Origin of the sequence: Cyanobium sp. Alchichica 3B3-8F6 (genome assembly GCF_024346435.1) — a bacterium.
GTDB lineage: Bacteria > Cyanobacteriota > Cyanobacteriia > PCC-6307 > Cyanobiaceae > Cyanobium_A.
Window position 1 is genome coordinate 42796 of record NZ_JAGQCZ010000013.1, and the last position, 21959, is coordinate 64754.

The following is a 21959-nucleotide window of genomic DNA, read 5'->3' on the forward strand; positions in this document are numbered from 1 at the left end:
CCCATCACGGGTGCTGGCATGGGCCACGTTCTCGTTCTGAATGCGTCCTACGAACCCCTCAACATCACCACCTGGCGTCGCGCCCTGGTGATGGTGCTCAAGGGCAAGGCGGAGGGGCTCGAGCATGATCCTGCTCGCTGGATTCGCGACGATACCTGGTTGCCCACGGTGATCCGGCTGCGTCAGTACGTGCGGGTGCCGTACAAGCAACTGCCGCTCACCCGCCGCAACCTCTTCCACCGCGATGGCCATCGCTGCCAATACTGCGGCATCAGCGCCGAGCAGCTCTCGGTGGATCATGTGGTGCCCCGCAGCCGCGGTGGTCTCGACACCTGGGAGAACGTCACCACGGCCTGCCTGCCCTGCAACGTCCGCAAGGGCAACCGCACCCCCCGGGAAGCCGGCATGCCCCTGATCCGGCAGCCCCATCGTCCCTTGAGCAGCCTCACGTTTGAAGCGAGTCGTCAGATCTCGGCGGGCCGCCATGGGGAGTGGGCCAAGTATGTGATCGGCGCCTGAGCTGGCTCAGCGGGTCATCTGTTCGGCCAACTCCTCGAGCTGGCGGCTCTGATCGGCCGCGATGCAGGCCCCGATCAGGTCTTGCAGCTGGCCGTTGAGCACGGGTTCGAGCGAGAAGTTGCGGCCCAGGCGGTGGTCGGTGGTGCGGTTGTCTTTGACGTTGTAGGTGCGGATCTTCTCGCTGCGGTCGCCGCTGCCCACCTGGGCCAACCGGGCGGAGCGCTCCTGGGCATTGGCCTCGGCCAGTTGGCGCTCGTAGAGCTTGGCCCGCAGGATCTCCAGAGCCCGTTCGCGGTTCTGCAGCTGGGAGCGCTCCTGGGTGCAGAACACCCGGATGCCGGTGGGTTTGTGCAGCAGATCCACGGCCGTTTCCACCTTGTTGACGTTCTGGCCGCCGGCCCCCCCGGAGCGGGCGGTGCTGATCACGATCTCGGTGGGATCGATCTGCACCTCCACGGGATCGGCTTCGGGCATCACGGCCACGGTGGCGGTGGAGGTGTGCACCCGTCCCTGGGATTCCGTGGCGGGCACCCGTTGCACGCGGTGCACGCCGGCCTCAAATTTGAGCTGGCTGAACACCCCCTCGCCTTTGATGGCCAGGATCAGTTCCTTGTAGCCACCGAGTTCGGCTTCCGAGGCGCTCACTGGCTCCACGCGCCAACCCACGCTCTGGGCGTAGCGCTCGTACATGCGGGCCAGATCGCCCGCCCAGATGGCCGCTTCATCGCCGCCGGCCCCGGCACGGATTTCCAGCATCACGCTGCGCTCGTCGCGGGGATCGCGGGGCAACAGGGCGAGGGTGAGCTTGTCGCGGAGACCGGCGATGGCCTCGCCCAGGCTGGCGAGCTCTTCAGTGGCGAGCTCTTCCATGGCGGCATCGCCGCGGTGCTGCTTCAGCAGGGTGCGGGCTTCGCGCTCTTCCAGCTCGAGCTTCTGGAGCTGCTGGTGATCCTGCACCAGGGGTTCCAGTCGCGCGCGCTCGCGGGCGATCGCCTGGAGCTGGCTGGGGTTGGCCGCTACGGCGGGATCAGCCAGCTGCCGCTCGAGTGTCTCGAAGGTGCGGCGGGCCGTGTCTAGGCGCTCATGCAGCAGGGAGAGATCCATCGGCGGTGCGGAACGGGTCCGGTAGGGCTCCAGACAACAAAAAACCGGATGCCCGAAAGCACCCGGCCGGGGGATTGGGATTCAAGCGAACGCAGGCCTGACTTGGGTTCAGGCTTCGGCGCCCACTGCAGTGGCTTCGGCAGCAGGAGCTTCGGCAGCAGGAGCGTCGGCTGCGGCTGCGCTCTTGGCTTCTTTTTTGGCACCGGAGCTCGAGCCTGCTGCATCGGCACCGCCCATTCCGTACTTGCGCATGAAGCGATCCACCCGCCCCTCGGTGTCGAGGATTTTCTGGGTGCCGGTATAGAAGGGGTGGTTGCCGCTCCACACGTCGACGTGGATCTCAGGCGAAGTGGAGCCGGTGGTCATCACCACCTCTCCGTTGCAAATCACCTTGGCATCGGGGTACCAGGTGGGATGGATGTCGGCCTTGGGCATGACGAAAAGGGGCTGATGGCGTGAACAGGAAATCAGCGCTTGGAGAACTGAGGCGCCTTACGGGCTTTCTTCAGGCCGTACTTACGACGCTCCTTGGCGCGGGGGTCACGGCTGAGGTGGCCTTCCGTCTTGAGCGGCTTGCGGTTGTCTGGCGAGAGGTCGCAGAGAGCGCGGGCAGCACCCTGCTTGATCGCATCGGCCTGGCCGGTCAGGCCACCGCCGCGCACGTTCACCAGCAGGTCGTATTCGGCTGCCAGACCGAGGGTCTGCAGGGGAGCTTTGACGGCTGCCAGGTAGACGGGGTTGTAGTTGAGGTAGTTGTCGCCAGGGCGACCATTGATGGTGACAGTGCCGTTGCCGGGCACCACACGCACGCGGGCGACGGCGGTCTTGCGACGACCCGTACCCCAGTAGACGACTTTGTTGGTGCTCATTGGGCGGCAGTGGCGGGATCGAGGGCGAGAACCTGGGGTTGCTGGGCAGCGTGGGGATGCTCGGTGCCCTTGTAAACCTTCAGCTTGCGGAACAGCTGACGCCCCAAGGCGTTGTGAGGAAGCATGCCCTTGATGGCCTTCTCCACGATCCGCTCAGGAATGCGGGCCTGCAGATGGGCGAAGGTCTCGGTTTTCATACCGCCTGGGCGACCGGAGTGGCGGCGGTAGATCTTCTGGGTCGGCTTGTTGCCGCTCACCTTCACCTTGTCGGCGTTGATGACGATCACAAAGTCGCCGGTGTCGAGGTGGGGGGTGTAGCAGGGCTTGTTCTTGCCGCGCAGCACCTGGGCCACTTCGCTCGCCAGGCGACCGAGGATCTGATTCTCAGCGTCCACCAGATACCACTGGCGGTCGAGGGAATCAATGGAGGGCAGGGGGGTCTTGTTCATTTCGCCTGATCAGGCACCGGCAGGCCGGAAGTTGGGGCAGGACAGCTGGTCGTAGAACACAACCCAGCGCCCGGATTCAGTGACCTTACCGCTTGGCCTGCGCTCCCCCGGACGGCGGCGGCGCTGGATGTGCGGACTGGACGGCTGAAGCAGGCTGGAGATCCGGTGAATCGGATGTCTCGAGCTGAAACCGCGGTTGGCAATCATACCAGGCGGCTCTGGGGAAGACCTCAGTGGGATAGCCCACCCGCAGCAGGCACAGGCCCTGGGGGGGCGCCGCCTCTTTCACCTCGGCCCGCCGGCACTCGCGCCAGCGGTGTTCGAAGGCCTCGCCGCTGAGCCGGCCTTCCCCAATGGCCACGAGCTGGCCCATCACCAGGCGCACCATGCCGTAGAGGAAACCGCTGGCTTGTAGCTCCACGGTGATGAGGTCGCCCTGGCGCTCCAGGCGCACCTCCTGGAGGGTGGTGCGGCCGTGGGCGCGGCGGCTGCCGGCCCGTTGGAAGGCCGAGAAATCGTGTTCACCCAGCATGGCCTCAAGGGCTTGGGCCATGGCCTGGTCGTCGAGCCGCTGCTGGTAGCGATGCCAGCTCCAGGGAGCCAGAAACAGATTGGGGGTGCGGGCGTTGTGGATCGTGTAGCGGTAGCGCCGGTAGCTGGCACTGAAGCAGGCGTGCCAGGTGTCGGGCACCTCGGCGGCCGCCCGGATGCGAATCGAGCTGGGGAGCCGCCCGTTCAGCGCCTTGGCCCAGCGCTCCGGTGGGATCGGCCCGGCGGCGTCGAAGTGCGCCACCTGGGCGGCTGCGTGCACGCCGGTGTCGGTGCGGCCCGCCGCCATGGTGCGACCAGGCCCCAGCGGATCCAGTGCGGCGATCGCCGCCTCGATGGTTTCCTGCACGCTGGGGGCGTTGCGCTGCCGCTGCCAGCCGCAGAACGCCGCGCCGTCGTATTGCAGGCAGAGGGCGATGCGGCGCAGGGACGGTCCGGAGCGGGTCAGACCAGCTCGATGATGGCCATCTCGGCGTTGTCGCCGCGGCGGGGCACGGTGCGGATGATGCGGGTGTAGCCGCCTTGACGCTCGCCGTAGCGCTCCTGGGCCTTGTCAAACAGGGCGTGCACCAGCTGCTTGTCGTAGATGTAGCCAATGGCGCGGCGGCGGGCCGCAAGGCTGCCGTCCTTGGCCAGGCTGATCATGCGCTCGGCCTCGTCGCGAAGGGCCTTGGCGCGGGCTTTGGTCGTGGTCACCCGACCTTCGCGGATTAGCTGGGTGGTGAGTCCACGCAGCATCGCTTTGCGTTGGTCGGCGGGGCGTCCCAACATGGGGACTCGGCACTGGTGTCGCATGGGACTGGGGCTGGTGAGGTGGCGTGTCGGAAAACGGGGCCGCCGATCAGGCGCTGGTGCGGCTCTGGGGCAGGGTGATGCCGATGCGCTCCAGCGCTTCGATCACCTCATCGGCTGACTTGGAGCCGAAGTTTTTGATCTCCAGGAGATCTTCGTAGCTGAAGCCCATCAGATCAGACACGGAGTTGACCTGGGCGCGCTTCAGACAGTTGTAAGCCCGCACGGAGAGGTTGAGCTCTTCAAGCGGAATCTGGGCCTCGGCGGAGGGTTCCGGCTCCAGGCCGGGCTCTTCCACCATGGTGAGGCTGGCCAGGGGCTGGAACAGCGCGATCAGCTGGTTGGCCGCCTGCGCCATGGCGTCGTCGGGGGTGACGCTGCCGTTGGTTTCGATCTCCAGGCGCAGCCGCTCCCGGGCGGAGCCGCCTTCGCCAACAGCGGTTTCATCCACCGTGTAGTTGACCCGGCGCACGGGCTTGAACACCGCATCGATCTGAAGCAGGTCGATGGCGCTGGTGTCTTCGCTGTGGCGATCGACGGGGCGGTAGCCGACGCCGCGCTCCACATGCACTTCCATCTCGAGGCTGTGGCCCTCGGCCACGGTGGCAATCAGGCGATCACCGTCGATCACCTGCACCTGTGAGGAGAACTGCAGGTCGGCGGCAGTCACGGTGGCAGGGCCATTCACAACCAGTCGGCCGATTTCCAGCTCGCGGTTGCGGCTGTTCACCGAGATCTGCTTGCAGTTCAGCAGGATGTCGAGCACGTCTTCGCGCACGCCAGGAACGGTGGCGTACTCGTGGTTGACGCCGGAGATGCGCACGGCGGTGATGGCACTGCCTTCAAGGCTGCCGATCAGGACGCGCCTGAGGGCGTTGCCGAGGGTGGTGGCCTGGCCGCGATCGAGCGGGCCGATCAGGAAGGTGCCGGTCTGGGACCGGTCTTCGGCGACCTGATGCTCGATCCGATCAATTTGGTAATGCAGCACGTTCTGAAGGGTCGAAAGGTTGGAAGAAGCCTCGGGGGCAAGCACGAGACGACGAATCAGACACGACGGCGCTTGGAGCGGCGGCAGCCGTTGTGGGGAAGGGGAGTCACGTCGCGGATCAGGGTGATCTCCAGGCCCGCAACCTGCAGGGCGCGAACGGCGGTTTCACGGCCGGAGCCGGGGCCCCGCACCAGCACTTCGATCTGGCGCATCCCCTGTTCAAGGGCGCGTCGAGCGGCGGCCTCGGCGGCGGTTTGGGCAGCAAAGGGGGTGCCTTTGCGGGCGCCCTTGAAGCCGCTGGCTCCGGCCGAGCTCCAGGAGATCACTTCGCCGGCCGTGTCGGTGATGGACACGATCGTGTTGTTGAAGGTGCTCTGGATGTGCGCCACACCATTGGGGACGTTGCGCTTCGTCTTCTTGGCGCCGGATTTCTTGGCTGGTTTTGCCATGGCGGAAAGGCCTGCTGGTGCAGGAGGTGATCAAAGAACGTGAAGGGGGTCGCTCTGGTGACGCCGGACGCAGGAGGTCTGGGCTGCTGGAGCAAGAGGCGGCAGGGCGAGGGGGGCATTGAGGAAGGGGCGAGGCGCCTTACTTCTTCTTGCCGGCCACGGTTTTGCGGGCACCGCGGCGGGTGCGGGCATTGGTGCGGGTGCGCTGGCCCCGGACGGGCAGGCCCATGCGGTGACGACGGCCCCGCAGGCAACCGATGTCTTGGAGGCGCTTGAGGGCCATGCCCTCCTGCCGACGCAGGTCGCCTTCGAGGGTGAAGCTTTCAGCGGCCCCGCGCAGTTTCTGAACGTCGGCGTCGCTGAGGTCCTTCACCCGGGTGTCCGGGTTGACCCCGGTTTTCGCCAGGATCTTCTGGGCACGGGTGAGACCAATGCCATACACATAGGTGAGGGAGATCTCAACGCGCTTTTCGCGAGGGATATCAACGCCGGCAATCCGAGCCACGTGGGAAATCGATGAGGGGGCAAGACGCGCCGCCAAAGCGGAGCGGGATAAACATGGATACAGCTGGCCCCCAGGCGGGGCTGGCTAAGGCTGATCAGCCTTGGCGCTGCTTGTGCTTGGGATTGGTGCAGATCACCATCACCCGGCCGTGGCGACGGATCACCCGGCACTTGTCGCACATTTTCTTGACTGAGGCACGCACCTTCATGGGCGTTGTGCTCTCCGAATTTGCAAACGGACAACCTATCACACGGGTCAACCACTTCTTGGGCATCAGCCCAGCAACGCCGTGATCCGTTCGGCGATGGTCTCCACGGTGCCGTTGGCCTCCACGGCCTGAAGCAGGCCTTTGCTTTGGTAATAGCGAATCAGGGGTGCGGTCTGCTCGCGGTACACCTCGAGGCGATGGCGGATCACGGTCTCGTTGTCGTCGGCCCGGCCCCGGCCCAGCAGACGTTGGATCAGCACGGCGTCATCCAGCTCCATCAGCACCACCAGCTCGATCGGTTGCTGCAGCTCGTCAAGCAGCACCCCCAGGGATTCCGCCTGGGCGAGGTTGCGCGGGAAGCCATCCAGCAGCCAGCCGCCGCCGCCGCTGGCCGCCTGGGCTTCCAGGCGACTGCGCACGATCGCCAGCACCAGCGCATCGCTCACCAGCTCCCCGCGGGCCATCACCGCCTCCGCTTCCTGACCCAGGGCGCTGCCGGCGGCCACTTCGGCCCGCAGCAGATCGCCAGTGGAGAGATGCAGAAGGTTGCGGTCGGCGGCCAGCTGCTCGGCCTGGGTGCCCTTGCCAGCTCCGGGGGGGCCGAGGAACAGGAGACGTTGCTTCATGGCGGGACTGAAAACAGAGGTCGGGGTGCCGAAGGGCGTGCGGTTACTGCCGCACCATGCCTTCGTAGCGCTGGGAGATCACGTAGGTCTGCACCTGTTTGGCGGTGTCGATCGCCACGCCCACCAGGATCAGCAGGGAGGTGGCCCCCAGGCCCTGGAAGGTGCGCACCTGGGTTGCCCCTTCCACGGCCGAGGGAATGATCGCCACGGCGCCGAGGAAGACACCACCCAGCAGGGTGAGGCGGTTTTGAACACCGCTGAGGTAGTTGGCCGTGGCTGAGCCGGGGCGCACGCCGGGGATGGCCACGCCGCTGCGCTTGAGATTGGTGGCGATGTCCACCGGATTGACTGTGAGCGAGGCGTAGAAGAAGCCGAAGCCGCAGATCAGGGCGAAGAACACCAGGGCGTAGAGCCAGGGCGTGCTGCTGTTGGGGTTGAGGTAGCCCGCCAGCTGGATCAGCCAGGGGCTGCGAGTGATGTTGGCGATGGTCAGCGGCAGGAACACCACCGCTGAAGCAAAGATGATCGGCATCACGCCGCCGGCGTTGAGCTTGAGCGGCAGATAGCTCTGGCGTGCCGAGAGCACCCCAGCGCCGCCCACCTGGCGCTTGGCACTGACGATCGGGATGCGGCGGTTGCCCTCCTGCACAAAGATGATCCCAACGATCGTGAGCAGGAACACCAGCACCAGCACGACGATGCCGCCCACGGTGCTGCGGTCGCCGCTTTGGGCCAGTTCGATGGTGGAGCCCAGGGCCTTGGGCAGGGTGGCCACGATGTTGACGAAGATCACCAGGGACGCGCCCTGGCCGATGCCCCGTTCGGTGATCACTTCGCTGATCCACATCACCACCATTGAGCCGGTCACGAGAGCCAGGGCCGTTTGGATGACAAACACGGGCTCCGAGAGCCCCTCGGTGGCGTACTGGCGCAGGATCAGGGCAAATACCGTGCTCTGCAGGATTCCCCAGCCCAGGGCCACGTAGCGGGTGATCTGGGCAATCTTGCGGCGACCGGCCTCCCCTTCGTTCTTTTGGAGGTCCTCCAGCTGGGGCAGGGCTGCGGTGAGCAGCTGGATGATGATCGACGCGTTGATGAAGGGCAGGATCCCCAGGGCAAACACACCCAGGGTGGAGAGGCCGCCCCCGGTGAAGATGTCGAGGAAGCCGATCAGCTGGCCCCCCCGGGAGAGAAACTCCTGGAAGGCCACCCGGTCGATGCCTGGCATCGGGATGTAGATGCCCAGCCGCACCAGCAGCAACAGGCCGAGGGTGGTGAGCACCCGGTCGCGCAGGCCCTTTGATTGGATCAGTTGGCTGAGGATTTCCCCAGCACTGGGGTTGCGACCCCGGCTAACAAGCATGGCGGCGTGAGGTGGGCATGAAAAAAACCGTCCGCTGAATCCTGGGGGGTCCCGGGATCCAGCTGGACGGCTCAGACCTTAGGGCGGAGGCCCGCAAGGCGATCAGATGACTTCGCAGCTGCCACCGGCAGCTTCGATCTTGGTGCGGGCGCTGGCTGTGAACGCAGCAGCCTGCACGGTGAGCTTGACCTTGAGGTCGCCATTGCCGAGCACCTTGAGGGGGTGCTTGGGGCTGGTCACCAGGCCTTCTTTCACCAGGGAATCGAGGCTCACGGTGCTACCGGCCTTGCACTCGGCCAGCTTGGCCACATTGATGATCGTGAACTCCTTGGTGTTCACCAGCTCAAAGTGCTTGAGCTTGGGGATGCGGCGGTAGAGGGGCATTTGGCCACCCTCGAAGCCAGGACGGGTCGGACGACCCGAGCGGGACTTCTGACCACGCATGCCGAAGCCGCAGCTCGCACCCTGACCGGCGGCGATGCCGCGGCCTTTGCGCAGTTTGCGGCGACGGGCGCCGGCGTTGGGTTTCAGGGATTGGAGATTGATGCTCATGGCGAGGCCTCAGGAGTAGATCTGCTCGAGGGAGATGCCCCGCTCCTTGGCGGTCTCCTTGTGGGTGCGAAGGCCGGCCAGAGCCTCCATCGCAGCCCGGGCGTTGTTGAGGGGTGTCTTGGACCCCAGGCGCTTGGCCAGCACGTTTTTGATGCCAGCCAGCTCCAGCACCGTGCGGATCGAGCCACCCGCGATCACACCGGTACCGGGAGCGGCCGGGCGGATCAGCACGCTGGCAGCGCCGTCGCGGCCATTGCTGAGGGTGGGGATGGAGCTATGGCGGGTGAGGGGCACCTTGACCAGGTGCTTCTTGCCATCGGCCACGCCCTTGCGGACGGCGCCGATCACATCGCCGGCCTTGCCGACACCCACGCCCACCTGGCCCTTCTCGTTGCCGACGACAACGATGGCCCGGAAGCTCATTTTCTTACCGCCCTTGACGGTCTTGGAGACTCGGCGGATCTGGACCACCCGCTCCTGCCACTCGGAGTCGCGCTCCTGGCCGCGACGGTTGTCGCGCCCACGGCCACCGCCACCGCGGCGGTTGTCGCCACCCCGGCCCTCACCGCGGCCACCGCGGCGCTCCTGCTGGCCTTCGGCCGCTACAGGCACATCCGACGCGGCCGGAATGTCGTTGGATTGAACTTGATCGTTGGTTTCGGTCATGGTGAGAGCAGGGATCAGAACTGAAGGCCCGCTTCCCGGGCGGCGTCAGCCAGGGCCTTGACCCGGCCGTGGTACAGGTTGCCGCCGCGATCGAAGACCACCTGCTGGATGCCCTTGGCAAGGGCCCGTTTGGCAACCAGCTCGCCTACGGCCACGGAGGCATCGCAGGTTCCGCTGGTGGTGAGGCTGGTGCGCAGGTCCTTGTCGAGGGTCGACGCCGCGCAGAGGGTGTTCTGAGCGTCGTCGTCGATGACCTGGGCGTAGATGTGGTTGTTGGAGCGGAACACGGCGAGCCGGGGACGGGCAGCCGAGCCACTGAGTTGGCGACGCAGGCGGCGGTGACGCTTCTGGGTCTGCTGTTTGCGGGAGATGGATGACATGGCGATACAGGGTAACGACGCTCAGGCAGACCTCATTTCTTACCGGTCTTACCGGCCTTGCGCAGGATGTGCTCACCCTCGTACTTGATGCCTTTGCCTTTGTAGGGCTCGGGCGGACGGATGGCGCGCACCTTGGCAGCTTCGTTGCCCACCAGTTCCTTGTTGGCACCGGAGACGAGCACGGTGGTGTTGCCTTCGACGGCGAAGCTGACGCCATCGGGGGGCACCATCTCCACCTGGTGGCTGTAGCCGGCGGAAACCACCAACTTTTTGCCCTGGAGAGCGGCGCGGTAGCCCACGCCGACGATTTCCAACTTGCGGGTGTAGCCCTGGCTGACGCCTTCCACCATGTTGGCGACAAGCGTGCGGCAAAGACCGTGGCGCTCGCGCGAGCGGCGGGTTTCGCTGCTGGGGCTCACCACCAGGGTGTTGCCGTCCTGGGAGATCTGCACCCCATCGGGCAGGGTGCGGCTGAGTTCGCCCTTCGGACCCTTCACGGTGACGTCGAGACCATTGAGGCTGACGCTCACCTTGTCGGGGAGGGGAATCGGGGCTTTACCAATACGAGACATGAATCAACCTCCCGGGATCAGTAGACGTAGCAGAGCACTTCGCCACCGACACCCTGCTTGCGGGCGTCGCGGTCGCTCATCACTCCTTTGGATGTGGAGATGATGGCCACTCCCAGGCCGCCCAATACTTTGGGCAGCTGGCGATTGTTCTTGTAGATGCGCAGGCCAGGCTTGCTGACGCGCTGGACGGAGCGGATCGTGGGCTGGCGGTGCTTGCCGCTGTACTTGAGCTCGAGCACCAGATGCTTCTGCACGCCTTCACCTTCTTCGGTGATGGCTGCGATGAAGCCTTCCTGCTGCAACACGTTGGCGACGTTGCGCACCAAACGGGAAGCAGGAATCTTGGTGGTCTCGTGACGCTTCTCACTCGCATTGCGGATGCGGGTGAGCATGTCGGAAATCGGGTCGTGATTGGCCATGGTCGGGTCCGAAGAGGGCTCAGTTGCTGCGGAACGGCATTCCCATCTCGCGGAGGAGGGCCCGGCCCTCTTCGTCGTTACGGGCGTTGGTCACGATCGTGACGTCCATCCCCCGGATCGCATCGATCTTGTCGAAGGAGATCTCGGGGAAGATGATCTGCTCGCGGATCCCCAGGGTGTAGTTCCCCCGGCCGTCAAAGCTCTTGGGGCTCACGCCGCGGAAGTCGCGGATGCGCGGTAGAGCGAGATTGATCAAGCGCTCCAGGAAGGCATACATCCGCTCACCCCGGAGGGTGACGGCGACGCCGATGGGCATGCCTTGGCGGATCTTGAAGCCGGCGATGGCCTTCTTGGCGCGGGTCACAATCACCTTCTGACCGGTGATTGTGGCCAGCTCCGTGATGGAGGCCTCAAGGGCCTTCGTATTCTGGGCGGCTTCACCGAGGCCCCGGTTGACGGTGACTTTCACCACCTTCGGGACTTCGTGAACGTTGGAGAGATTCAGATCCTTGAGGAGTTTGGGCTGAATCGTCTCCCGGTAGCGCTGTTTCAGTGACATGACGGAGGGAGGGGGTGCGCTTCTGGTCGGGGTCAGAAGGCGGACAGGAACAGGGATAGAGATGGAAGACTGTGAATGGGAACTGGGCCGATCAATCCAGTATTTCCCCGGTCTTTTTGAGGCGCCGCTTCTTGGAGCCATCCTTTTCCACGACGATTTCGACGCGGCTGGCCACCTGTTTGGTGGTCGAGTAGAGCATCACGTTGGAGGCGTGCAGGGACGTTTCCTCGGTGACGATCTGGCCGGTCTCGCCCTCTTGGGTGGGCTTGACGTGGCGGGTGCGCAGGTTGATGCCCTGCACGACCACCCGGTTCTCATACGGCAGGGTGCGGAGCACCTCGCCGGTTTTGCCCTTGTCCTTGCCAGAGATCACCTGAACGGTGTCGCCTTGCTTGAGGCGCATCTTGATGCGCTCGAGGGACTTGGCCTTGGGGGTTGCGGTCGCCATCTCAGATCACCTCCGGAGCGAGGGACACAATCTTGGTGAAGTTGCGCTCGCGCAATTCGCGGGCGACGGGGCCGAAGACCCGCGTGCCCTTCGGGTTGTTGTCGGTGCCGAGAATCACGGCAGCGTTGTCGTCGAACCGGATCGAGTTGCCGGTGTCGCGACGCAGGGTTGCCTTGGTGCGAACCACCACAGCCTTCACCACATCCGACTTCTTGACGCCCATGTTGGGCATGGCGTCTTTGACGGCGGCCACAATCACATCGCCCACGTGGGCGTAGCGACGGTTGGTGCCGAGCACCCGGATGCACTGGATGCGCTTGGCGCCGCTGTTGTCAGCGACGTTCAGAAAAGTTTCCTGTTGGATCATGGGTCTGCTCTCTTCAACCGGCGGTGCTGTTGGTGAGAACTTCGGCCACGGTCCAGCGCTTGGTGCGGCTGAGTGGGCGGGTCTCGGTGATGCGAACCCGGTCGCCCATTTTGCAGCTGTTCGCTTCGTCGTGGGCCTTGTAACGGGTGGTGCGGCTGACCGTCTTTTGGTAGATGGGGTGGGGGAAGCGGTTTTCCACCGCCACCACCACCGTTTTGTCCATCTTGTCGCTGACGACGGTGCCGACCCTTTCCTTGAGTGCCATGGGGATCGAGGGGGGTATCAGGAGGCTGAATCAGCCGTGGCGGCGGAGCGTTCTTGCTCCTGCTGCACCGTCAGCAGGTGGGCCAGCTTGATGCGGGCCTCCTTGAAGCGGTGCGGGTTTTCCAGCCGGCGGGTGGCCTGCTGGAAGCGCAGCTCAAACAGTTCGCGCCGGGTGGCGCTGACCTGTTCGTTGATCTGGTCGCCGCTGAGCTTGCGCACGTCGGCGATGTTGGGTCGTGCCATCGGTCAGGCCTCCACAGGGGCTGCAGTGTCCTGATCCGCCAGGCTCAGGAATTTGGTCTTCACCGGAAGCTTGTATTGCGCTAGGCGCATGGCTTCCTTGGCGATTTCGGGGGTGATTTCAGCACCGCCCATTTCAAACAGGATCCGGCCCGGTTTGATCACAGCCACCCAGAATTCCGGGTTGCCTTTACCGGAACCCATGCGGGTTTCGGCGGGGCGCATGGTGACCGGCTTGTCGGGGAAGATCCGGATCCAGATCTTGCCGCCCCGCTTGACGTGGCGGGTCATCGCCCGGCGGCTGGCCTCAATCTGGCGGGACGTGATCCAGCCACATTCTTGGGCCTGCAGCGCAAACTCACCGAAGGCAATGGTGTTGCCGCGGGTGGCGACGCCGCGCATACGGCCTCGCTGTTGTTTGCGGAATTTGACGCGTCGTGGACTCAGCATGGTTCAGGGCTCCGGATCACTCTTTGTTAGAGCGGTCTTCAAACTGTTGCGGCTGCCGGCTGGTCCGGCGGCGGGGGGCAGCGCCCACGGGCAGCTGCTCTTTCTGGCCAGGCAGGACCTCGCCCTTGAACACCCACACCTTGATGCCCAACACCCCGTAGGTGGTGCTGGCCAGCTTGGTGGCGTAGTCGATGTCGGCGCGCAGGGTGTGCAGGGGCACACGACCTTCGCGGGTCCATTCGGTACGAGCGATCTCGGCGCCGTTGAGGCGGCCGGCCACCATGATCTTCAGGCCGAGAACGCCGGCCCGTTGGGCCCGCTGCACGGCCATGCGCATGACGCGACGGAAGGCCACCCGCTTTTCCAGTTGCTGGGCGATGTACTCGGCCAGCAGGAAGGCGTCGGCATCGACCCGCTCGACTTCCACCACGTTGATGCGCACCTGACGGTTGGCATCGCCGAGGGTTTTCTGGATGCCGGTGCGCAGCTCCTCAATGCCGCTGCCCTGACGGCCAACGAGCACGCCGGGGCGGGCGGTTTTCAGTTCGACTTCCAGTTGGTCAGCCTTGCGGGCGATCAGCACATCGCTGATGCCGGCAGCGCCGTACTTCTTGTGGATGAACTTGCGAATCCGATCGTCCTCCTGGAGGAGGGTCGGGTAGGTCTTGCTGGGGGCGTACCAACGCGAGCGGTGATCCTGGGTGATCCCCAGGCGCAGGCCGGTTGGATGGATCTTGTGTCCCATCGGTCGGTGTCCTCGGGGTCAGGCGGAAGGAGCCACAGCAATGCTGATGTGGCAGGTCTGTTTTTTGATCGCGTAGGCACGACCCTGGGCGCGGGGGCGGAAGCGCTTCAGGGAAGGACCCATGTCGGCGATCGCCGTGGCGACCACCAAGGTGGAGGGATCCAGTCCCAGGTTGTGTTCAGCGTTGGCCACCGCAGAGCGCAGCACCTTGGTGATGGGCCCGGTGGAGCGGTAGGGCATGAACTCGAGCATGATCAGGGCCTCGCGATAGCTGCGGCCACGGATCTGGTCGAGAACCCGGCGCACCTTCGAGACGGAACCGCGGATGTAGCGGCCGTGGGCGAGGGCCTGGTTGGAAGGGGTGTTTGCCATAGCGTTAGCGGCCTCCTTTCTTGTCCTTGATGTGGCCCCGGAAGGTGCGGGTGGGGGCAAATTCCCCGAGTTTGTGGCCCACCATCTGTTCCGTCACGTAGACGGGAACATGAGATTTGCCGTTGTGAACGGCAATGGTATGGCCAATCATCATCGGCAGGATGGTGGAAGCGCGTGACCAGGTTTTGATCACGGACTTGTCATCGGCAACGTTTTGCTTTTCAACCTTGCGCAGCAGGCTGTCGGCAACAAATGGTCCTTTTTTGAGTGAACGTCCCATGGCGGATTAAGCGAACAGCAAAGCGGTGTGGATCATCACGAATCGCGTCCGCCACGGCTCCGTTTGGAGATGCGGCGACGTTTCCGGAGCACAAACCGATTGCTGGGTTTGTTCCGCTTACGGGTTCTGAGGCCCAGGGCGGGTTTGCCCCAGGGTGTCACCGGACCGGAGCGACCGATCGGTGCCTTGCCCTCACCACCACCGTGGGGGTGGTCGCAGGGGTTCATCACCGAACCGCGCACTTCAGGCCGGCGGCCCAGCCAGCGCTTGCGGCCAGCCTTGCCGAGGCTGGTGTTGCGCACCTCGGCGTTGCCCACTTCGCCGAGGGTGGCGTAGCACTCGCGGCGCACCAGCCGCACCTCGGTGGAGGGCAGCTTGAGGGCGACGTAGTCGCCTTCCTTGGCCACCACCTGGGCACTGGCCCCGGCGGTACGCACCATCTGGCCACCGCGTCCGGCATAGAGCTCCACGTTGTGGACGCTGGAGCCGAGGGGGATGGCGGAGAGGGGCAGGGCGTTGCCGGTTTCGATCGGCGACTCAGGGCCGGACACCACCTGCTGGCCGATCTCGATGCCGGCCGGCGCCAGGATGTAGCGCTTCTCGCCATCGACGTAGAAGAGCAGCGCCAGGCGGGCGTTGCGGTGGGGGTCGTAGTGGATCGCCGCCACCTTGGCGACCACGCCGTGCTTGTCGCGGCGGAAGTCGACGATGCGGTAGAGGCGCTTGTGGCCACCGCCGCGGTGGCGGCAGGTGATCACGCCGCGGTTGTTGCGGCCTTTGCGGCGGTGTTTGGCCACCACCAGTCCCCGCTCCCGACCACGGCCAGTGACTTCAGAGAAGTCGCTGGCGACGCGGGTGCGGGTGCCGGGGGTGATGGGGCGGTAATTGCGAATAGCCATGTTGTTTCAGACCCCTCAGGACTCAGGGAACAGCTGGATGGCGTTGCCCTCGGCCAGGCGCACCACCGCTTTCTTCACCTGGGCACGTTTGCCGGCGAAGCGTCCCACGCGCCGTGAGCGGCGAGGGGGATTCATGGTGCTGATGCCGATGACCTTCACGTCGAACAGCTGTTCAACGGCAGCCTTGATGTCGGGCTTGGCGGCCCGATGGTCCACCTCGAAGGTGTACTGGTTTTGCTCGAGGGCCCGGGTGGCCTTCTCGGTGATCAGGGGCCGGCGGATCACATCCGCGAGCCGACTGGAAAAACGCTCAGCCATCGCCGTAGACCTCCTGAATCTTCGCGAGTGCTTCCTCGCTCACCACCAACTTGTTGGCGTGGAGCAGATCGAACACGTTGAGCTGATCAGCGGCGATCAGCTTGACCTTCTCGAGGTTGCGCACGGAACGCCGCACGGCCTCGGAAGCACCGTCGAGCACCACCAGCACCTTGGTGCCGGCTTCGATGCCGAAGCGGGCCAAGGCAGCGGTGATCTCCTTGGTTTTGGGGGTGTCGAGCCCCGCTCCGAAGCCTTTCACCACGGTGATGTCGTCGATGCGGCTCATCAGCGCGGTGCGCAGGGCCAGGCGACGTTCCTTGCGGTTCATCGCCACGGCATAGCTGCGGGGCTTGGGACCAAACACCACACCACCACCGGGGCGGAGGGGGGTGCGGATCGAACCCTGGCGGGCCCGACCGGTGCCCTTCTGTTTGTAGGGCTTGCGACCACCACCGGCCACTTCGGCACGGGTGAGCGTGCTGGCTGTGCCCTGGCGGGCGTTGGCCAGCTGACGCACCACGGCGCGATGCACCAGGTCGGAGGCGGACGTTTCTTTAGCGACCTTGAGGTCGAGGGCAGCCTTGCCGGCTTCTTTGCCCTGCCAGTCGCGGATTACACAGTTAGCCATCGATGTTCTCCTCAGTTCCCAGCTTTGGCGCCCACCCGGTTCGCCGGGCGGATGTTCAGCAGGGCGCCGGGCTTGCCGGGCACTGAACCCTTCACCACCAGCAGATTGCGCTCCGCATCCACTTTCAGGATGACGAGCCCGCGGGTGGTGGTTTGCTTGCCGCCGTAACGACCAGCCATGCGCTTGCCGGGGTAGACGCGGCCAGGCGTGGTGCCGGCGCCGATCGAACCCGGCTCACGGTGGTTCTTGGAACCGTGGGTCATGGGTCCGCGGCTGAAGCCGTGGCGCTTCTGGAGGCCGGAGAAGCCACGCCCCATGGTGTCGCCGCTCACATCGACCTTCTGGCCTGCTTCGAAGGCCGTGACGGTGATGGAGCCACCCAGCTCAAGGCCATCGACACTGTCGACCCGATATTCCTTCAGGTGACGCAGGGCCTCATCGCCCGACTTCGCCAGGTGCCCCTTGGCCGGCTTGTTCACGAGCTTGTCGCGAATGTCGCCAAAACCAAGCTGCACAGCGTTGTAGCCGTCGGTGCTGGTGCTTTTGAGTTGGGTGATACGGCAGGGACCAGCCTCGATCACGGTGACCGGGATGGATCTGCCCTCTTCATCGAAGAATTGGGACATGCCCAATTTCTTCCCAAGAATGCCGATGGACATAGGAGGGGAAACAACGCCAGCTGGACCACCGCACAACAGGAGCCCAGGGCTCATGCGTAACGGTGAAGCTGAACAAATCGAGGAGCTGCCTGGCTCGGCCAAGGTGGCCGCATGGCGTGGCCCGAGACGAAGCTCCGGCGGACGCGGTTGCGATTTCCAAGGGCTAGCAAGGCTGATCTGGATTGGATCAGCGCGGCTGGGACTTGTCTGAACCGGACCAGAATCTCCGAAGGAGATGTGGCGCGTTCAGGCAGTTTCCCGACGGACCATGCAACCTGTGACAGCTGCTTGTGCCGTGCTGGCCGAGGACGGCCACCACCACTGGTGACCGTGTGCTGCGAACTGGAGGCCCGGCTAGCGGACGGGCACAGTTCATCAGCACAGTTGACAATCTTACCTCACGGGTTGACAGCCTTCCATTGCGTGGCGCTGCAGTGATCGAGTCCATGCGTGTTCGCGGGCCGGCGTGAGCTGTCAGACTGCTGTTGAGCTTTGTGATCCTTTGCGATGCCTCTGCTGCTCTCCGGGCGCGGTTTCCGGCAGGACCTGGAGCGGGCTGGGGCCTTGGCTCTCTTCGCCCCGCTCGAAGGTGGCGCAGAAACCCGTCTGATGCGTCGGATGCGGGCGGCGGGGTACCGAGCCCAGCTCACCTCGGCCCGGGGGCTGGGGGATCCGGAAGCCTTTTTGTTGCAGCTGCATGGCGTGCGTCCACCGCACCTCGGCCATCAAAGCGTGGGTCGAGGGGCGGCCGTTGGGGAGGTGCAGCGGGTGATGCCTCAGTTGGGGAGCCTGCTGGAGGGGACCCAGCCGATCCTGCTTTGGTTGCTCGAAGGCCAGGTGCTGTCGCGGGCCGAGCTGGGGTCGTTGGTGTCCCTCTGCCGGCGTGAGCCGCGGTTGAAGTTGGTGGTGGAGATGGGAGGGGCCCGGGCCCTGCGCTGGCAGCCCCTTGAGCAGCTGCTTGACGCCTGAGGCGGCCCTGACCCGCGGCAGCTGGGTCAAGTTGATCTGCGGTGCCAGCAATCAGGATCTGGCGGCCATTGAAGATGTCTGCGGGGTGTTCGCCTTGGCAGGCGTCCACTGCATCGATGTGGCGGCCGATGTGGCCGTGGCTGCCGCTGCCCGTCGCGGCATCGCCTGGGCCCAGGCGCGGGGAGCGGCCCGGCCCTGGTTGATGGTGAGCCTCAGCGATGGGGCCGATCCCCATTTCCGCAAAGCCTGGTTTGATCCCCAGCGTTGTCCGCCGGCCTGTGCTCGCCCGTGTGAGCGGGTCTGTCCGGCCCTGGCGATCGGCGTGGCGGCCACCGGTGGGCCCGGGGTGCTGGTTGAACGCTGCTACGGCTGCGGTCGCTGCCTGCCGGCTTGTCCCGAGGGCCTGATTGAGGAGCGGGGCCAGGTGCTGGAGGCTGTCGACGTGCCACCCCTGCTGACCCAATTGCGGCCCGACGCGGTGGAACTCCACACCCAGCCAGGCCGGGGGGCAGCTTTTGCCGAGCGGCTGGCCCAGGTGGTGGCCAGTGGTGTGCCGCTGCAGCGGTTGGCGGTGAGCGCTGGTCTGGAGGGAACGGCCCAGCTGCCAGCCGGCTTGGGTGCCGAGCTGTGGCAGCGCTTTGCCCTGCTGCGCGCCCAGGGCCTCCGCCCCCTCTGGCAGCTGGATGGCCGGCCGATGAGTGGCGATGTGGGGGCCGGTACGGCCCATGCCGCCGTCAAATTGGCTGCAGCGGTGCTGGCCTGCGCCCCCCCTGGCCCCGTGCAGCTGGCGGGGGGCACCAATGCGCACACCTTGTCTCAGTTACAGGCTCCTCTTCGGCGCCACATTGCGGGGGTGGCCTTCGGTGGGGTGGCCCGCCGTCTGTTGCAACCGCTGCTGTTGGAAGCCCAGGGCCGGGGACGTCCCCTGCTAGCCGATGGGACCCTCTGGCCCGAGGCCCTGGAGCTGGCTCAGGCCCTGGTGGCTCCCTGGCTAGAACAGACCTAGTGCCCGACGATCCGGTGTCCAGCTCTGCCCCGACGGCTCCCCAGCGCGTCACCGACGACCTCGACCGTCTGCTGGAGCTGCTGCCCGAGGTGGTGCAGACGTCGCTGGCGACAGAGGAGGCGCGGGAGCAGCTGTTGGAGGTGGTGCTGGATCTGGGGCGGGTGCCGGAGGCCCGTTATCCCGGCCAGGTTCGGGCTCTGGGTCAGCGGCCCCTGGAGCGCTCCGATCTGGCGGCGGTGGTGGAGCGGCTGGGGATTTTTGGCGGCGACAATCGCGCCGGTATCGAGCGCACCCTGCACCGCATCAGCGCCATCCGCAACCGCACCGGTGAGATTGTCGGCCTCACCTGTCGGGTGGGGCGGGCCGTGTTCGGCACGGTGGCGATGGTGCGCGATCTGCTGGATTCCGGCGAGTCGTTGCTGCTGATGGGCCGACCCGGCGTCGGCAAGACCACCGCCCTGCGGGAGATCGCCAGGGTGCTGGCCGACGACCTGGGCAAGCGGGTGGTGGTGATTGATACCAGCAACGAGATCGCCGGCGACGGTGACATCCCCCATCCCGCCATCGGCCGCGCCAGGCGGATGCAGGTGGCGCGGCCGGAGCTTCAGCACCAGGTGATGATCGAGGCGGTGGAAAACCACATGCCCGAGGTCATCGTGATCGATGAGATCGGCACCGAGCTCGAGGCGCAGGCGGCCCGCACCATTGCCGAGCGGGGCGTGATGTTGGTGGCCACGGCCCATGGCAACGCCATCGAGAACCTGATCAAGAACCCCACTCTCTCCGACCTGGTGGGCGGCATTCAATCGGTGACTTTGGGGGACGAGGAGGCCCGCCGCCGTCGCACCCAGAAGACGGTGCTGGAGCGCGCTGCCGAGCCCACCTTCGCCTTGGCGGTGGAGATGCACAGCCGTCACCGCTGGCTGGTGCACCGCGATGTGGCCCGCACCGTGGATCTGCTGCTGCGCGGTCAGAGCGCCCGGCCCCAGGTTCGTGAGCTCGGTGCCGATGGCCACCTGCAGGTCGAGGAGGTCGTGCCCCCCGCGGCTTCGCCCCTCTCGAGCCGGCCGCGCCTCGTGCCCCGGCCCTTGCCGGAGCCCGACGAGCCCGATGCCGGCGAGGCCACTCCCGTTGTGGAGCCTTTGCCCGTGTTGCGGGTGTATGGGGCGGGCATCAGTCGGGGGGCTTTGGAGCAGGTGGTGCGGGCCCGCCAGGTGCCGGTGGAGGTGGTGGGCAGCGTGGAGTTGGCCGATGCGGTGCTGAGCCTGCGCCAGCAGCTCGGCAGGGACCCCCACGTACGCCGCCAGGCCCAGGACCTCGGCCTGCCGATCCTGGTGCTCAAATCGGCGGCGCCACCCCAGCTGCAGCGTGCTCTGGAGCGGCTACTGGAGCGCCACCGCCAGGACCGTGCTGCCCGAGACCGTGCCGCCCAGGATCCGGCGGCGCTGTCGGCGGCCAGCTCCCAGGGGGACGATGCCCTGGCCGGTCTGGAGGAATGCCGTCTGGCGGTTGAACAGGTGGTGCTGCCCCACGGCCAGCCTGTTGAGCTGCTGCCCCGGAGCGATCGGGTGCGCCTGATGCAAGCGGAATTGGCAAGCCGTTACCGCCTGCGTACGGCGGTGTTTGGCCGTGGATCCGAGCAGCGGCTGCGGGTGTTTCCGGCTTGAACGGGTGCCGGTGGATCGGTCGCGGTTGACGAAGGACCGGGCGCTATGGGTAACTATCTAGGCACCGGTTGCGACCGGCTGCATTGGGTCGTCGCCAAGTGGTAAGGCAGCGGGTTTTGGTCCCGCCATTCCTAGGTTCGAATCCTAGCGACCCAGTTTTTCGCCCCATGCCGACACAGCCCAGTCGCGCCAAAACGGCTTCCCCGGCTGCGGCAGATCCTCTCGTGGTGTTCGACTTCGATGGCGTGCTGATGGATGGCATGCCGGAGTACTGGTGGGCGGCTCGGACGACGGCTCTGCAGCTTGCCCCTCAGTTGGTGTTGCCGGAGCAGGCTCCCGCGGCCTTCGTTCGCTTGCGACCCCTGATCCATCAGGGTTGGGAAATGGTGTTGATGGCCGCTGAGCTGGGCCGGGCGGACCTTGACCTGGAGGGCCTGCTGGCCCACTACGACGCGGCCTTGCCCGTTGCCCTGGCGCGTTGGGGTTGGGACGCCGCGCAGCTGCAGCAGCAGCTCGAGCAGGTTCGTGCTGCGGCCATCGCCGCTGAACCAGAGACCTGGTTGGCCCGCCACCGGTTGTATCCGGGGGTGAAGGAGCGCCTGGCCCAGCTGGCTGGGGAAGGGGCGGACTGGGCTGTGCTCACCACCAAGGGTGCGGCGTTTGCCTCACGGCTGCTGGCCGCCGCGGGTCTGCAACCCTGGGCGCTCTACGGCCATGAGCAGGGCAGCAAGCCCGCGGTGTTGCGGGGGCTGCTGGCCGAGCAGCGCCCCCTGTGGTTCGTGGAAGATCGTCGCCCCACCCTGGAGACGGTGCGGGCCGATCCACGACTGGCCGCGGTGCGCTGTTGCCTGGTGAGCTGGGGCTACCTGGGACCCCAGGACGCCCAAAACCTGCCGGCGGATATCGCCTGGCTCACCCCCGAGCGGTTTGCGGCGCCCCTGGCGCAATGGCCCTAGGAGCCTGTCGCACATTCCAGCAGGCACAGCTTCCCCTCTCCCCGTTGCTTGGGGGTGAGCTCGGAGGGTTGCTCTTTGCAGGGGCCTGAGCGGCCCTGAGCAGTGCTCCCTCCCTCAGCTTG

At 65.8% G+C, this 21959-nt stretch carries 35 protein-coding genes and 1 tRNA gene; 6 read left to right on the plus strand and 30 right to left on the minus strand.

Going from position 1 to position 21959, the window contains the following annotated elements; all coding sequences use genetic code 11:
* The first annotated feature begins 18 nt into the window (after window positions 1-18).
* A complete protein-coding gene (locus KBY65_RS11005) occupies window positions 19-519 on the plus strand; it encodes an HNH endonuclease (protein WP_094560071.1) in 501 nt (166 codons plus the stop codon).
* 6 nt (window positions 520-525) lie between these two features.
* Here KBY65_RS11005 and prfA read toward each other — a convergent pair whose 3' ends face one another.
* The 30 genes from prfA to rplC all read right to left on the minus strand — a co-directional run bounded on the left by prfA (window position 526) and on the right by rplC (window position 17239).
* The gene (gene prfA, locus KBY65_RS11010) at window positions 526-1623 is read right to left on the minus strand and encodes a peptide chain release factor 1 (RefSeq protein WP_255001610.1); all 1098 of its coding nucleotides are present in this window, start codon (window positions 1621-1623) and stop codon (window positions 526-528) included.
* 108 nt (window positions 1624-1731) lie between these two features.
* A complete protein-coding gene (gene rpmE / locus KBY65_RS11015) occupies window positions 1732-2058 on the minus strand; it encodes a 50S ribosomal protein L31 (RefSeq protein WP_254987937.1) in 327 nt (108 codons plus the stop codon).
* A 32-nt stretch (window positions 2059-2090) separates the two neighbouring features.
* Window positions 2091-2492 (minus strand): 30S ribosomal protein S9, encoded by a 402-nt coding sequence (rpsI, locus tag KBY65_RS11020; protein ID WP_094560068.1) that lies wholly within the window; start codon window positions 2490-2492, stop codon window positions 2091-2093.
* A complete protein-coding gene (gene rplM, locus KBY65_RS11025; RefSeq protein ID WP_255001612.1) occupies window positions 2489-2941 on the minus strand; it encodes a 50S ribosomal protein L13 in 453 nt (150 codons plus the stop codon). The genes rpsI and rplM overlap by 4 nt, the downstream gene beginning before the upstream one ends.
* 85 nt (window positions 2942-3026) lie before the next feature.
* The gene (gene truA, locus KBY65_RS11030; protein ID WP_233128548.1) at window positions 3027-3938 is read right to left on the minus strand and encodes a tRNA pseudouridine(38-40) synthase TruA; all 912 of its coding nucleotides are present in this window, start codon (window positions 3936-3938) and stop codon (window positions 3027-3029) included.
* Entirely contained in the window at window positions 3935-4285 is a 351-nt protein-coding gene (gene rplQ, locus KBY65_RS11035; RefSeq protein WP_094560065.1) for a 50S ribosomal protein L17, read from the minus strand. Before rplQ ends, truA begins: the two co-directional genes overlap by 4 nt.
* A gap of 46 nt (window positions 4286-4331) precedes the next feature.
* On the minus strand, window positions 4332-5270 hold the full coding sequence (locus tag KBY65_RS11040) for a DNA-directed RNA polymerase subunit alpha (RefSeq protein ID WP_094560064.1): 939 nt from the start codon (window positions 5268-5270) through the stop codon (window positions 4332-4334).
* A gap of 56 nt (window positions 5271-5326) precedes the next feature.
* The gene (gene rpsK, locus KBY65_RS11045) at window positions 5327-5719 is read right to left on the minus strand and encodes a 30S ribosomal protein S11 (RefSeq protein WP_255001613.1); all 393 of its coding nucleotides are present in this window, start codon (window positions 5717-5719) and stop codon (window positions 5327-5329) included.
* Window positions 5720-5858: 139 nt separating this feature from the next.
* Window positions 5859-6224, minus strand: a complete 366-nt coding sequence (rpsM, locus tag KBY65_RS11050; RefSeq protein WP_094560063.1) for a 30S ribosomal protein S13 — start codon at window positions 6222-6224, stop codon at window positions 5859-5861.
* A 94-nt stretch (window positions 6225-6318) separates the two neighbouring features.
* Window positions 6319-6432: a 50S ribosomal protein L36 gene (gene rpmJ, locus KBY65_RS11055; protein ID WP_006173336.1), complete on the minus strand. Its 114-nt coding sequence runs from the start codon at window positions 6430-6432 to the stop codon at window positions 6319-6321.
* A 65-nt stretch (window positions 6433-6497) separates the two neighbouring features.
* Complete coding sequence (locus KBY65_RS11060) at window positions 6498-7058, minus strand: adenylate kinase (protein ID WP_254987936.1); 561 nt, start codon at window positions 7056-7058, stop codon at window positions 6498-6500.
* Window positions 7059-7101: 43 nt separating this feature from the next.
* Window positions 7102-8421: a preprotein translocase subunit SecY gene (gene secY / locus KBY65_RS11065; RefSeq protein ID WP_254987935.1), complete on the minus strand. Its 1320-nt coding sequence runs from the start codon at window positions 8419-8421 to the stop codon at window positions 7102-7104.
* Window positions 8422-8523: 102 nt separating this feature from the next.
* Entirely contained in the window at window positions 8524-8973 is a 450-nt protein-coding gene (gene rplO, locus KBY65_RS11070) for a 50S ribosomal protein L15 (RefSeq protein WP_094560060.1), read from the minus strand.
* A 9-nt stretch (window positions 8974-8982) separates the two neighbouring features.
* Window positions 8983-9639 carry a 30S ribosomal protein S5 gene (rpsE, locus tag KBY65_RS11075; protein ID WP_094560059.1) on the minus strand — a complete coding sequence of 219 codons (657 nt, stop codon included), beginning with the start codon at window positions 9637-9639 and terminating at the stop codon, window positions 8983-8985.
* A 14-nt stretch (window positions 9640-9653) separates the two neighbouring features.
* The gene (gene rplR / locus KBY65_RS11080) at window positions 9654-10019 is read right to left on the minus strand and encodes a 50S ribosomal protein L18 (RefSeq protein WP_094560058.1); all 366 of its coding nucleotides are present in this window, start codon (window positions 10017-10019) and stop codon (window positions 9654-9656) included.
* A gap of 32 nt (window positions 10020-10051) precedes the next feature.
* Complete coding sequence (gene rplF / locus KBY65_RS11085) at window positions 10052-10591, minus strand: 50S ribosomal protein L6 (RefSeq protein WP_094560057.1); 540 nt, start codon at window positions 10589-10591, stop codon at window positions 10052-10054.
* Between the two features lie 17 nt (window positions 10592-10608).
* On the minus strand, window positions 10609-11010 hold the full coding sequence (rpsH, locus tag KBY65_RS11090) for a 30S ribosomal protein S8 (RefSeq protein ID WP_094560056.1): 402 nt from the start codon (window positions 11008-11010) through the stop codon (window positions 10609-10611).
* A 19-nt stretch (window positions 11011-11029) separates the two neighbouring features.
* Entirely contained in the window at window positions 11030-11569 is a 540-nt protein-coding gene (gene rplE / locus KBY65_RS11095) for a 50S ribosomal protein L5 (protein WP_094560055.1), read from the minus strand.
* A 91-nt stretch (window positions 11570-11660) separates the two neighbouring features.
* Window positions 11661-12017: a 50S ribosomal protein L24 gene (rplX, locus tag KBY65_RS11100; protein WP_255001614.1), complete on the minus strand. Its 357-nt coding sequence runs from the start codon at window positions 12015-12017 to the stop codon at window positions 11661-11663.
* A gap of 1 nt (window position 12018) precedes the next feature.
* Window positions 12019-12384 carry a 50S ribosomal protein L14 gene (gene rplN / locus KBY65_RS11105; protein WP_094560053.1) on the minus strand — a complete coding sequence of 122 codons (366 nt, stop codon included), beginning with the start codon at window positions 12382-12384 and terminating at the stop codon, window positions 12019-12021.
* A 13-nt stretch (window positions 12385-12397) separates the two neighbouring features.
* On the minus strand, window positions 12398-12649 hold the full coding sequence (gene rpsQ / locus KBY65_RS11110; RefSeq protein WP_255001615.1) for a 30S ribosomal protein S17: 252 nt from the start codon (window positions 12647-12649) through the stop codon (window positions 12398-12400).
* Between the two features lie 17 nt (window positions 12650-12666).
* Entirely contained in the window at window positions 12667-12891 is a 225-nt protein-coding gene (gene rpmC / locus KBY65_RS11115) for a 50S ribosomal protein L29 (RefSeq protein WP_094560051.1), read from the minus strand.
* Between the two features lie 3 nt (window positions 12892-12894).
* Entirely contained in the window at window positions 12895-13338 is a 444-nt protein-coding gene (gene rplP / locus KBY65_RS11120) for a 50S ribosomal protein L16 (protein WP_094560050.1), read from the minus strand.
* A 16-nt stretch (window positions 13339-13354) separates the two neighbouring features.
* Window positions 13355-14083 carry a 30S ribosomal protein S3 gene (gene rpsC, locus KBY65_RS11125; protein WP_094560049.1) on the minus strand — a complete coding sequence of 243 codons (729 nt, stop codon included), beginning with the start codon at window positions 14081-14083 and terminating at the stop codon, window positions 13355-13357.
* A gap of 18 nt (window positions 14084-14101) precedes the next feature.
* Window positions 14102-14455, minus strand: coding sequence for a 50S ribosomal protein L22 (gene rplV, locus KBY65_RS11130; protein WP_094560048.1), 354 nt, complete (start codon window positions 14453-14455; stop codon window positions 14102-14104).
* Window positions 14456-14459: 4 nt separating this feature from the next.
* Entirely contained in the window at window positions 14460-14735 is a 276-nt protein-coding gene (gene rpsS / locus KBY65_RS11135; protein ID WP_094560047.1) for a 30S ribosomal protein S19, read from the minus strand.
* Window positions 14736-14770: 35 nt separating this feature from the next.
* Window positions 14771-15634: a 50S ribosomal protein L2 gene (gene rplB / locus KBY65_RS11140; protein WP_094560046.1), complete on the minus strand. Its 864-nt coding sequence runs from the start codon at window positions 15632-15634 to the stop codon at window positions 14771-14773.
* Between the two features lie 15 nt (window positions 15635-15649).
* Window positions 15650-15952 (minus strand): 50S ribosomal protein L23, encoded by a 303-nt coding sequence (locus KBY65_RS11145; protein ID WP_094560045.1) that lies wholly within the window; start codon window positions 15950-15952, stop codon window positions 15650-15652.
* Window positions 15945-16580 carry a 50S ribosomal protein L4 gene (gene rplD / locus KBY65_RS11150; RefSeq protein WP_094560044.1) on the minus strand — a complete coding sequence of 212 codons (636 nt, stop codon included), beginning with the start codon at window positions 16578-16580 and terminating at the stop codon, window positions 15945-15947. The genes KBY65_RS11145 and rplD overlap by 8 nt, the downstream gene beginning before the upstream one ends.
* A gap of 11 nt (window positions 16581-16591) precedes the next feature.
* Complete coding sequence (gene rplC, locus KBY65_RS11155) at window positions 16592-17239, minus strand: 50S ribosomal protein L3 (protein WP_094560043.1); 648 nt, start codon at window positions 17237-17239, stop codon at window positions 16592-16594.
* A 507-nt stretch (window positions 17240-17746) separates the two neighbouring features.
* On the opposite strand from rplC, the gene KBY65_RS11160 reads away from it, so the two are divergent.
* From KBY65_RS11160 to KBY65_RS11180, 5 genes are all read left to right on the plus strand, one after another.
* Entirely contained in the window at window positions 17747-18208 is a 462-nt protein-coding gene (locus KBY65_RS11160) for an NAD(P)H-quinone oxidoreductase subunit N (RefSeq protein WP_094560042.1), read from the plus strand.
* Entirely contained in the window at window positions 18198-19214 is a 1017-nt protein-coding gene (locus tag KBY65_RS11165) for an LdpA C-terminal domain-containing domain (protein WP_094560041.1), read from the plus strand. The genes KBY65_RS11160 and KBY65_RS11165 overlap by 11 nt, the downstream gene beginning before the upstream one ends.
* A gap of 14 nt (window positions 19215-19228) precedes the next feature.
* Entirely contained in the window at window positions 19229-20881 is a 1653-nt protein-coding gene (locus tag KBY65_RS11170; RefSeq protein ID WP_254987931.1) for an AAA family ATPase, read from the plus strand.
* An 84-nt stretch (window positions 20882-20965) separates the two neighbouring features.
* Window positions 20966-21037: transfer RNA gene (locus KBY65_RS11175), tRNA-Gln, on the plus strand.
* An 11-nt stretch (window positions 21038-21048) separates the two neighbouring features.
* Window positions 21049-21837 carry an HAD family hydrolase gene (locus tag KBY65_RS11180; RefSeq protein WP_094560040.1) on the plus strand — a complete coding sequence of 263 codons (789 nt, stop codon included), beginning with the start codon at window positions 21049-21051 and terminating at the stop codon, window positions 21835-21837.
* Window positions 21838-21959: the final 122 nt, after the last annotated feature.

Coding starts and splice junctions, on each gene's coding strand:
- rplO (WP_094560060.1), bottom strand. CDS start 8,973: ATGAGCATCAATCTCCAATCCCTGAAACCCAACGCCGGCGCCCGTCGC.
- rpsQ (WP_255001615.1), bottom strand. CDS start 12,649: ATGGCACTCAAGGAAAGGGTCGGCACCGTCGTCAGCGACAAGATGGAC.
- KBY65_RS11145 (WP_094560045.1), bottom strand. CDS start 15,952: ATGGCTGAGCGTTTTTCCAGTCGGCTCGCGGATGTGATCCGCCGGCCC.
- rpmE (WP_254987937.1), bottom strand. CDS start 2,058: ATGCCCAAGGCCGACATCCATCCCACCTGGTACCCCGATGCCAAGGTG.
- rpsE (WP_094560059.1), bottom strand. CDS start 9,639: ATGACCGAAACCAACGATCAAGTTCAATCCAACGACATTCCGGCCGCG.
- prfA (WP_255001610.1), bottom strand. CDS start 1,623: ATGGATCTCTCCCTGCTGCATGAGCGCCTAGACACGGCCCGCCGCACC.
- rplD (WP_094560044.1), bottom strand. CDS start 16,580: ATGGCTAACTGTGTAATCCGCGACTGGCAGGGCAAAGAAGCCGGCAAG.
- rplB (WP_094560046.1), bottom strand. CDS start 15,634: ATGGCTATTCGCAATTACCGCCCCATCACCCCCGGCACCCGCACCCGC.
- rplC (WP_094560043.1), bottom strand. CDS start 17,239: ATGTCCATCGGCATTCTTGGGAAGAAATTGGGCATGTCCCAATTCTTC.
- rpsI (WP_094560068.1), bottom strand. CDS start 2,492: ATGAGCACCAACAAAGTCGTCTACTGGGGTACGGGTCGTCGCAAGACC.
- rpsH (WP_094560056.1), bottom strand. CDS start 11,010: ATGGCCAATCACGACCCGATTTCCGACATGCTCACCCGCATCCGCAAT.
- rplN (WP_094560053.1), bottom strand. CDS start 12,384: ATGATCCAACAGGAAACTTTTCTGAACGTCGCTGACAACAGCGGCGCC.
- rpsC (WP_094560049.1), bottom strand. CDS start 14,083: ATGGGACACAAGATCCATCCAACCGGCCTGCGCCTGGGGATCACCCAG.
- rplV (WP_094560048.1), bottom strand. CDS start 14,455: ATGGCAAACACCCCTTCCAACCAGGCCCTCGCCCACGGCCGCTACATC.
- rplX (WP_255001614.1), bottom strand. CDS start 12,017: ATGGCGACCGCAACCCCCAAGGCCAAGTCCCTCGAGCGCATCAAGATG.
- rpsK (WP_255001613.1), bottom strand. CDS start 5,719: ATGGCAAAACCAGCCAAGAAATCCGGCGCCAAGAAGACGAAGCGCAAC.
- rplM (WP_255001612.1), bottom strand. CDS start 2,941: ATGAACAAGACCCCCCTGCCCTCCATTGATTCCCTCGACCGCCAGTGG.
- rplQ (WP_094560065.1), bottom strand. CDS start 4,285: ATGCGACACCAGTGCCGAGTCCCCATGTTGGGACGCCCCGCCGACCAA.
- KBY65_RS11180 (WP_094560040.1), top strand. CDS start 21,049: ATGCCGACACAGCCCAGTCGCGCCAAAACGGCTTCCCCGGCTGCGGCA.
- rpmC (WP_094560051.1), bottom strand. CDS start 12,891: ATGGCACGACCCAACATCGCCGACGTGCGCAAGCTCAGCGGCGACCAG.
- secY (WP_254987935.1), bottom strand. CDS start 8,421: ATGCTTGTTAGCCGGGGTCGCAACCCCAGTGCTGGGGAAATCCTCAGC.
- rplF (WP_094560057.1), bottom strand. CDS start 10,591: ATGTCTCGTATTGGTAAAGCCCCGATTCCCCTCCCCGACAAGGTGAGC.
- KBY65_RS11005 (WP_094560071.1), top strand. CDS start 19: ATGGGCCACGTTCTCGTTCTGAATGCGTCCTACGAACCCCTCAACATC.
- rpsS (WP_094560047.1), bottom strand. CDS start 14,735: ATGGGACGTTCACTCAAAAAAGGACCATTTGTTGCCGACAGCCTGCTG.
- rplR (WP_094560058.1), bottom strand. CDS start 10,019: ATGTCATCCATCTCCCGCAAACAGCAGACCCAGAAGCGTCACCGCCGC.
- rplE (WP_094560055.1), bottom strand. CDS start 11,569: ATGTCACTGAAACAGCGCTACCGGGAGACGATTCAGCCCAAACTCCTC.
- KBY65_RS11060 (WP_254987936.1), bottom strand. CDS start 7,058: ATGAAGCAACGTCTCCTGTTCCTCGGCCCCCCCGGAGCTGGCAAGGGC.
- rpmJ (WP_006173336.1), bottom strand. CDS start 6,432: ATGAAGGTGCGTGCCTCAGTCAAGAAAATGTGCGACAAGTGCCGGGTG.
- KBY65_RS11160 (WP_094560042.1), top strand. CDS start 17,747: ATGCCTCTGCTGCTCTCCGGGCGCGGTTTCCGGCAGGACCTGGAGCGG.
- rplP (WP_094560050.1), bottom strand. CDS start 13,338: ATGCTGAGTCCACGACGCGTCAAATTCCGCAAACAACAGCGAGGCCGT.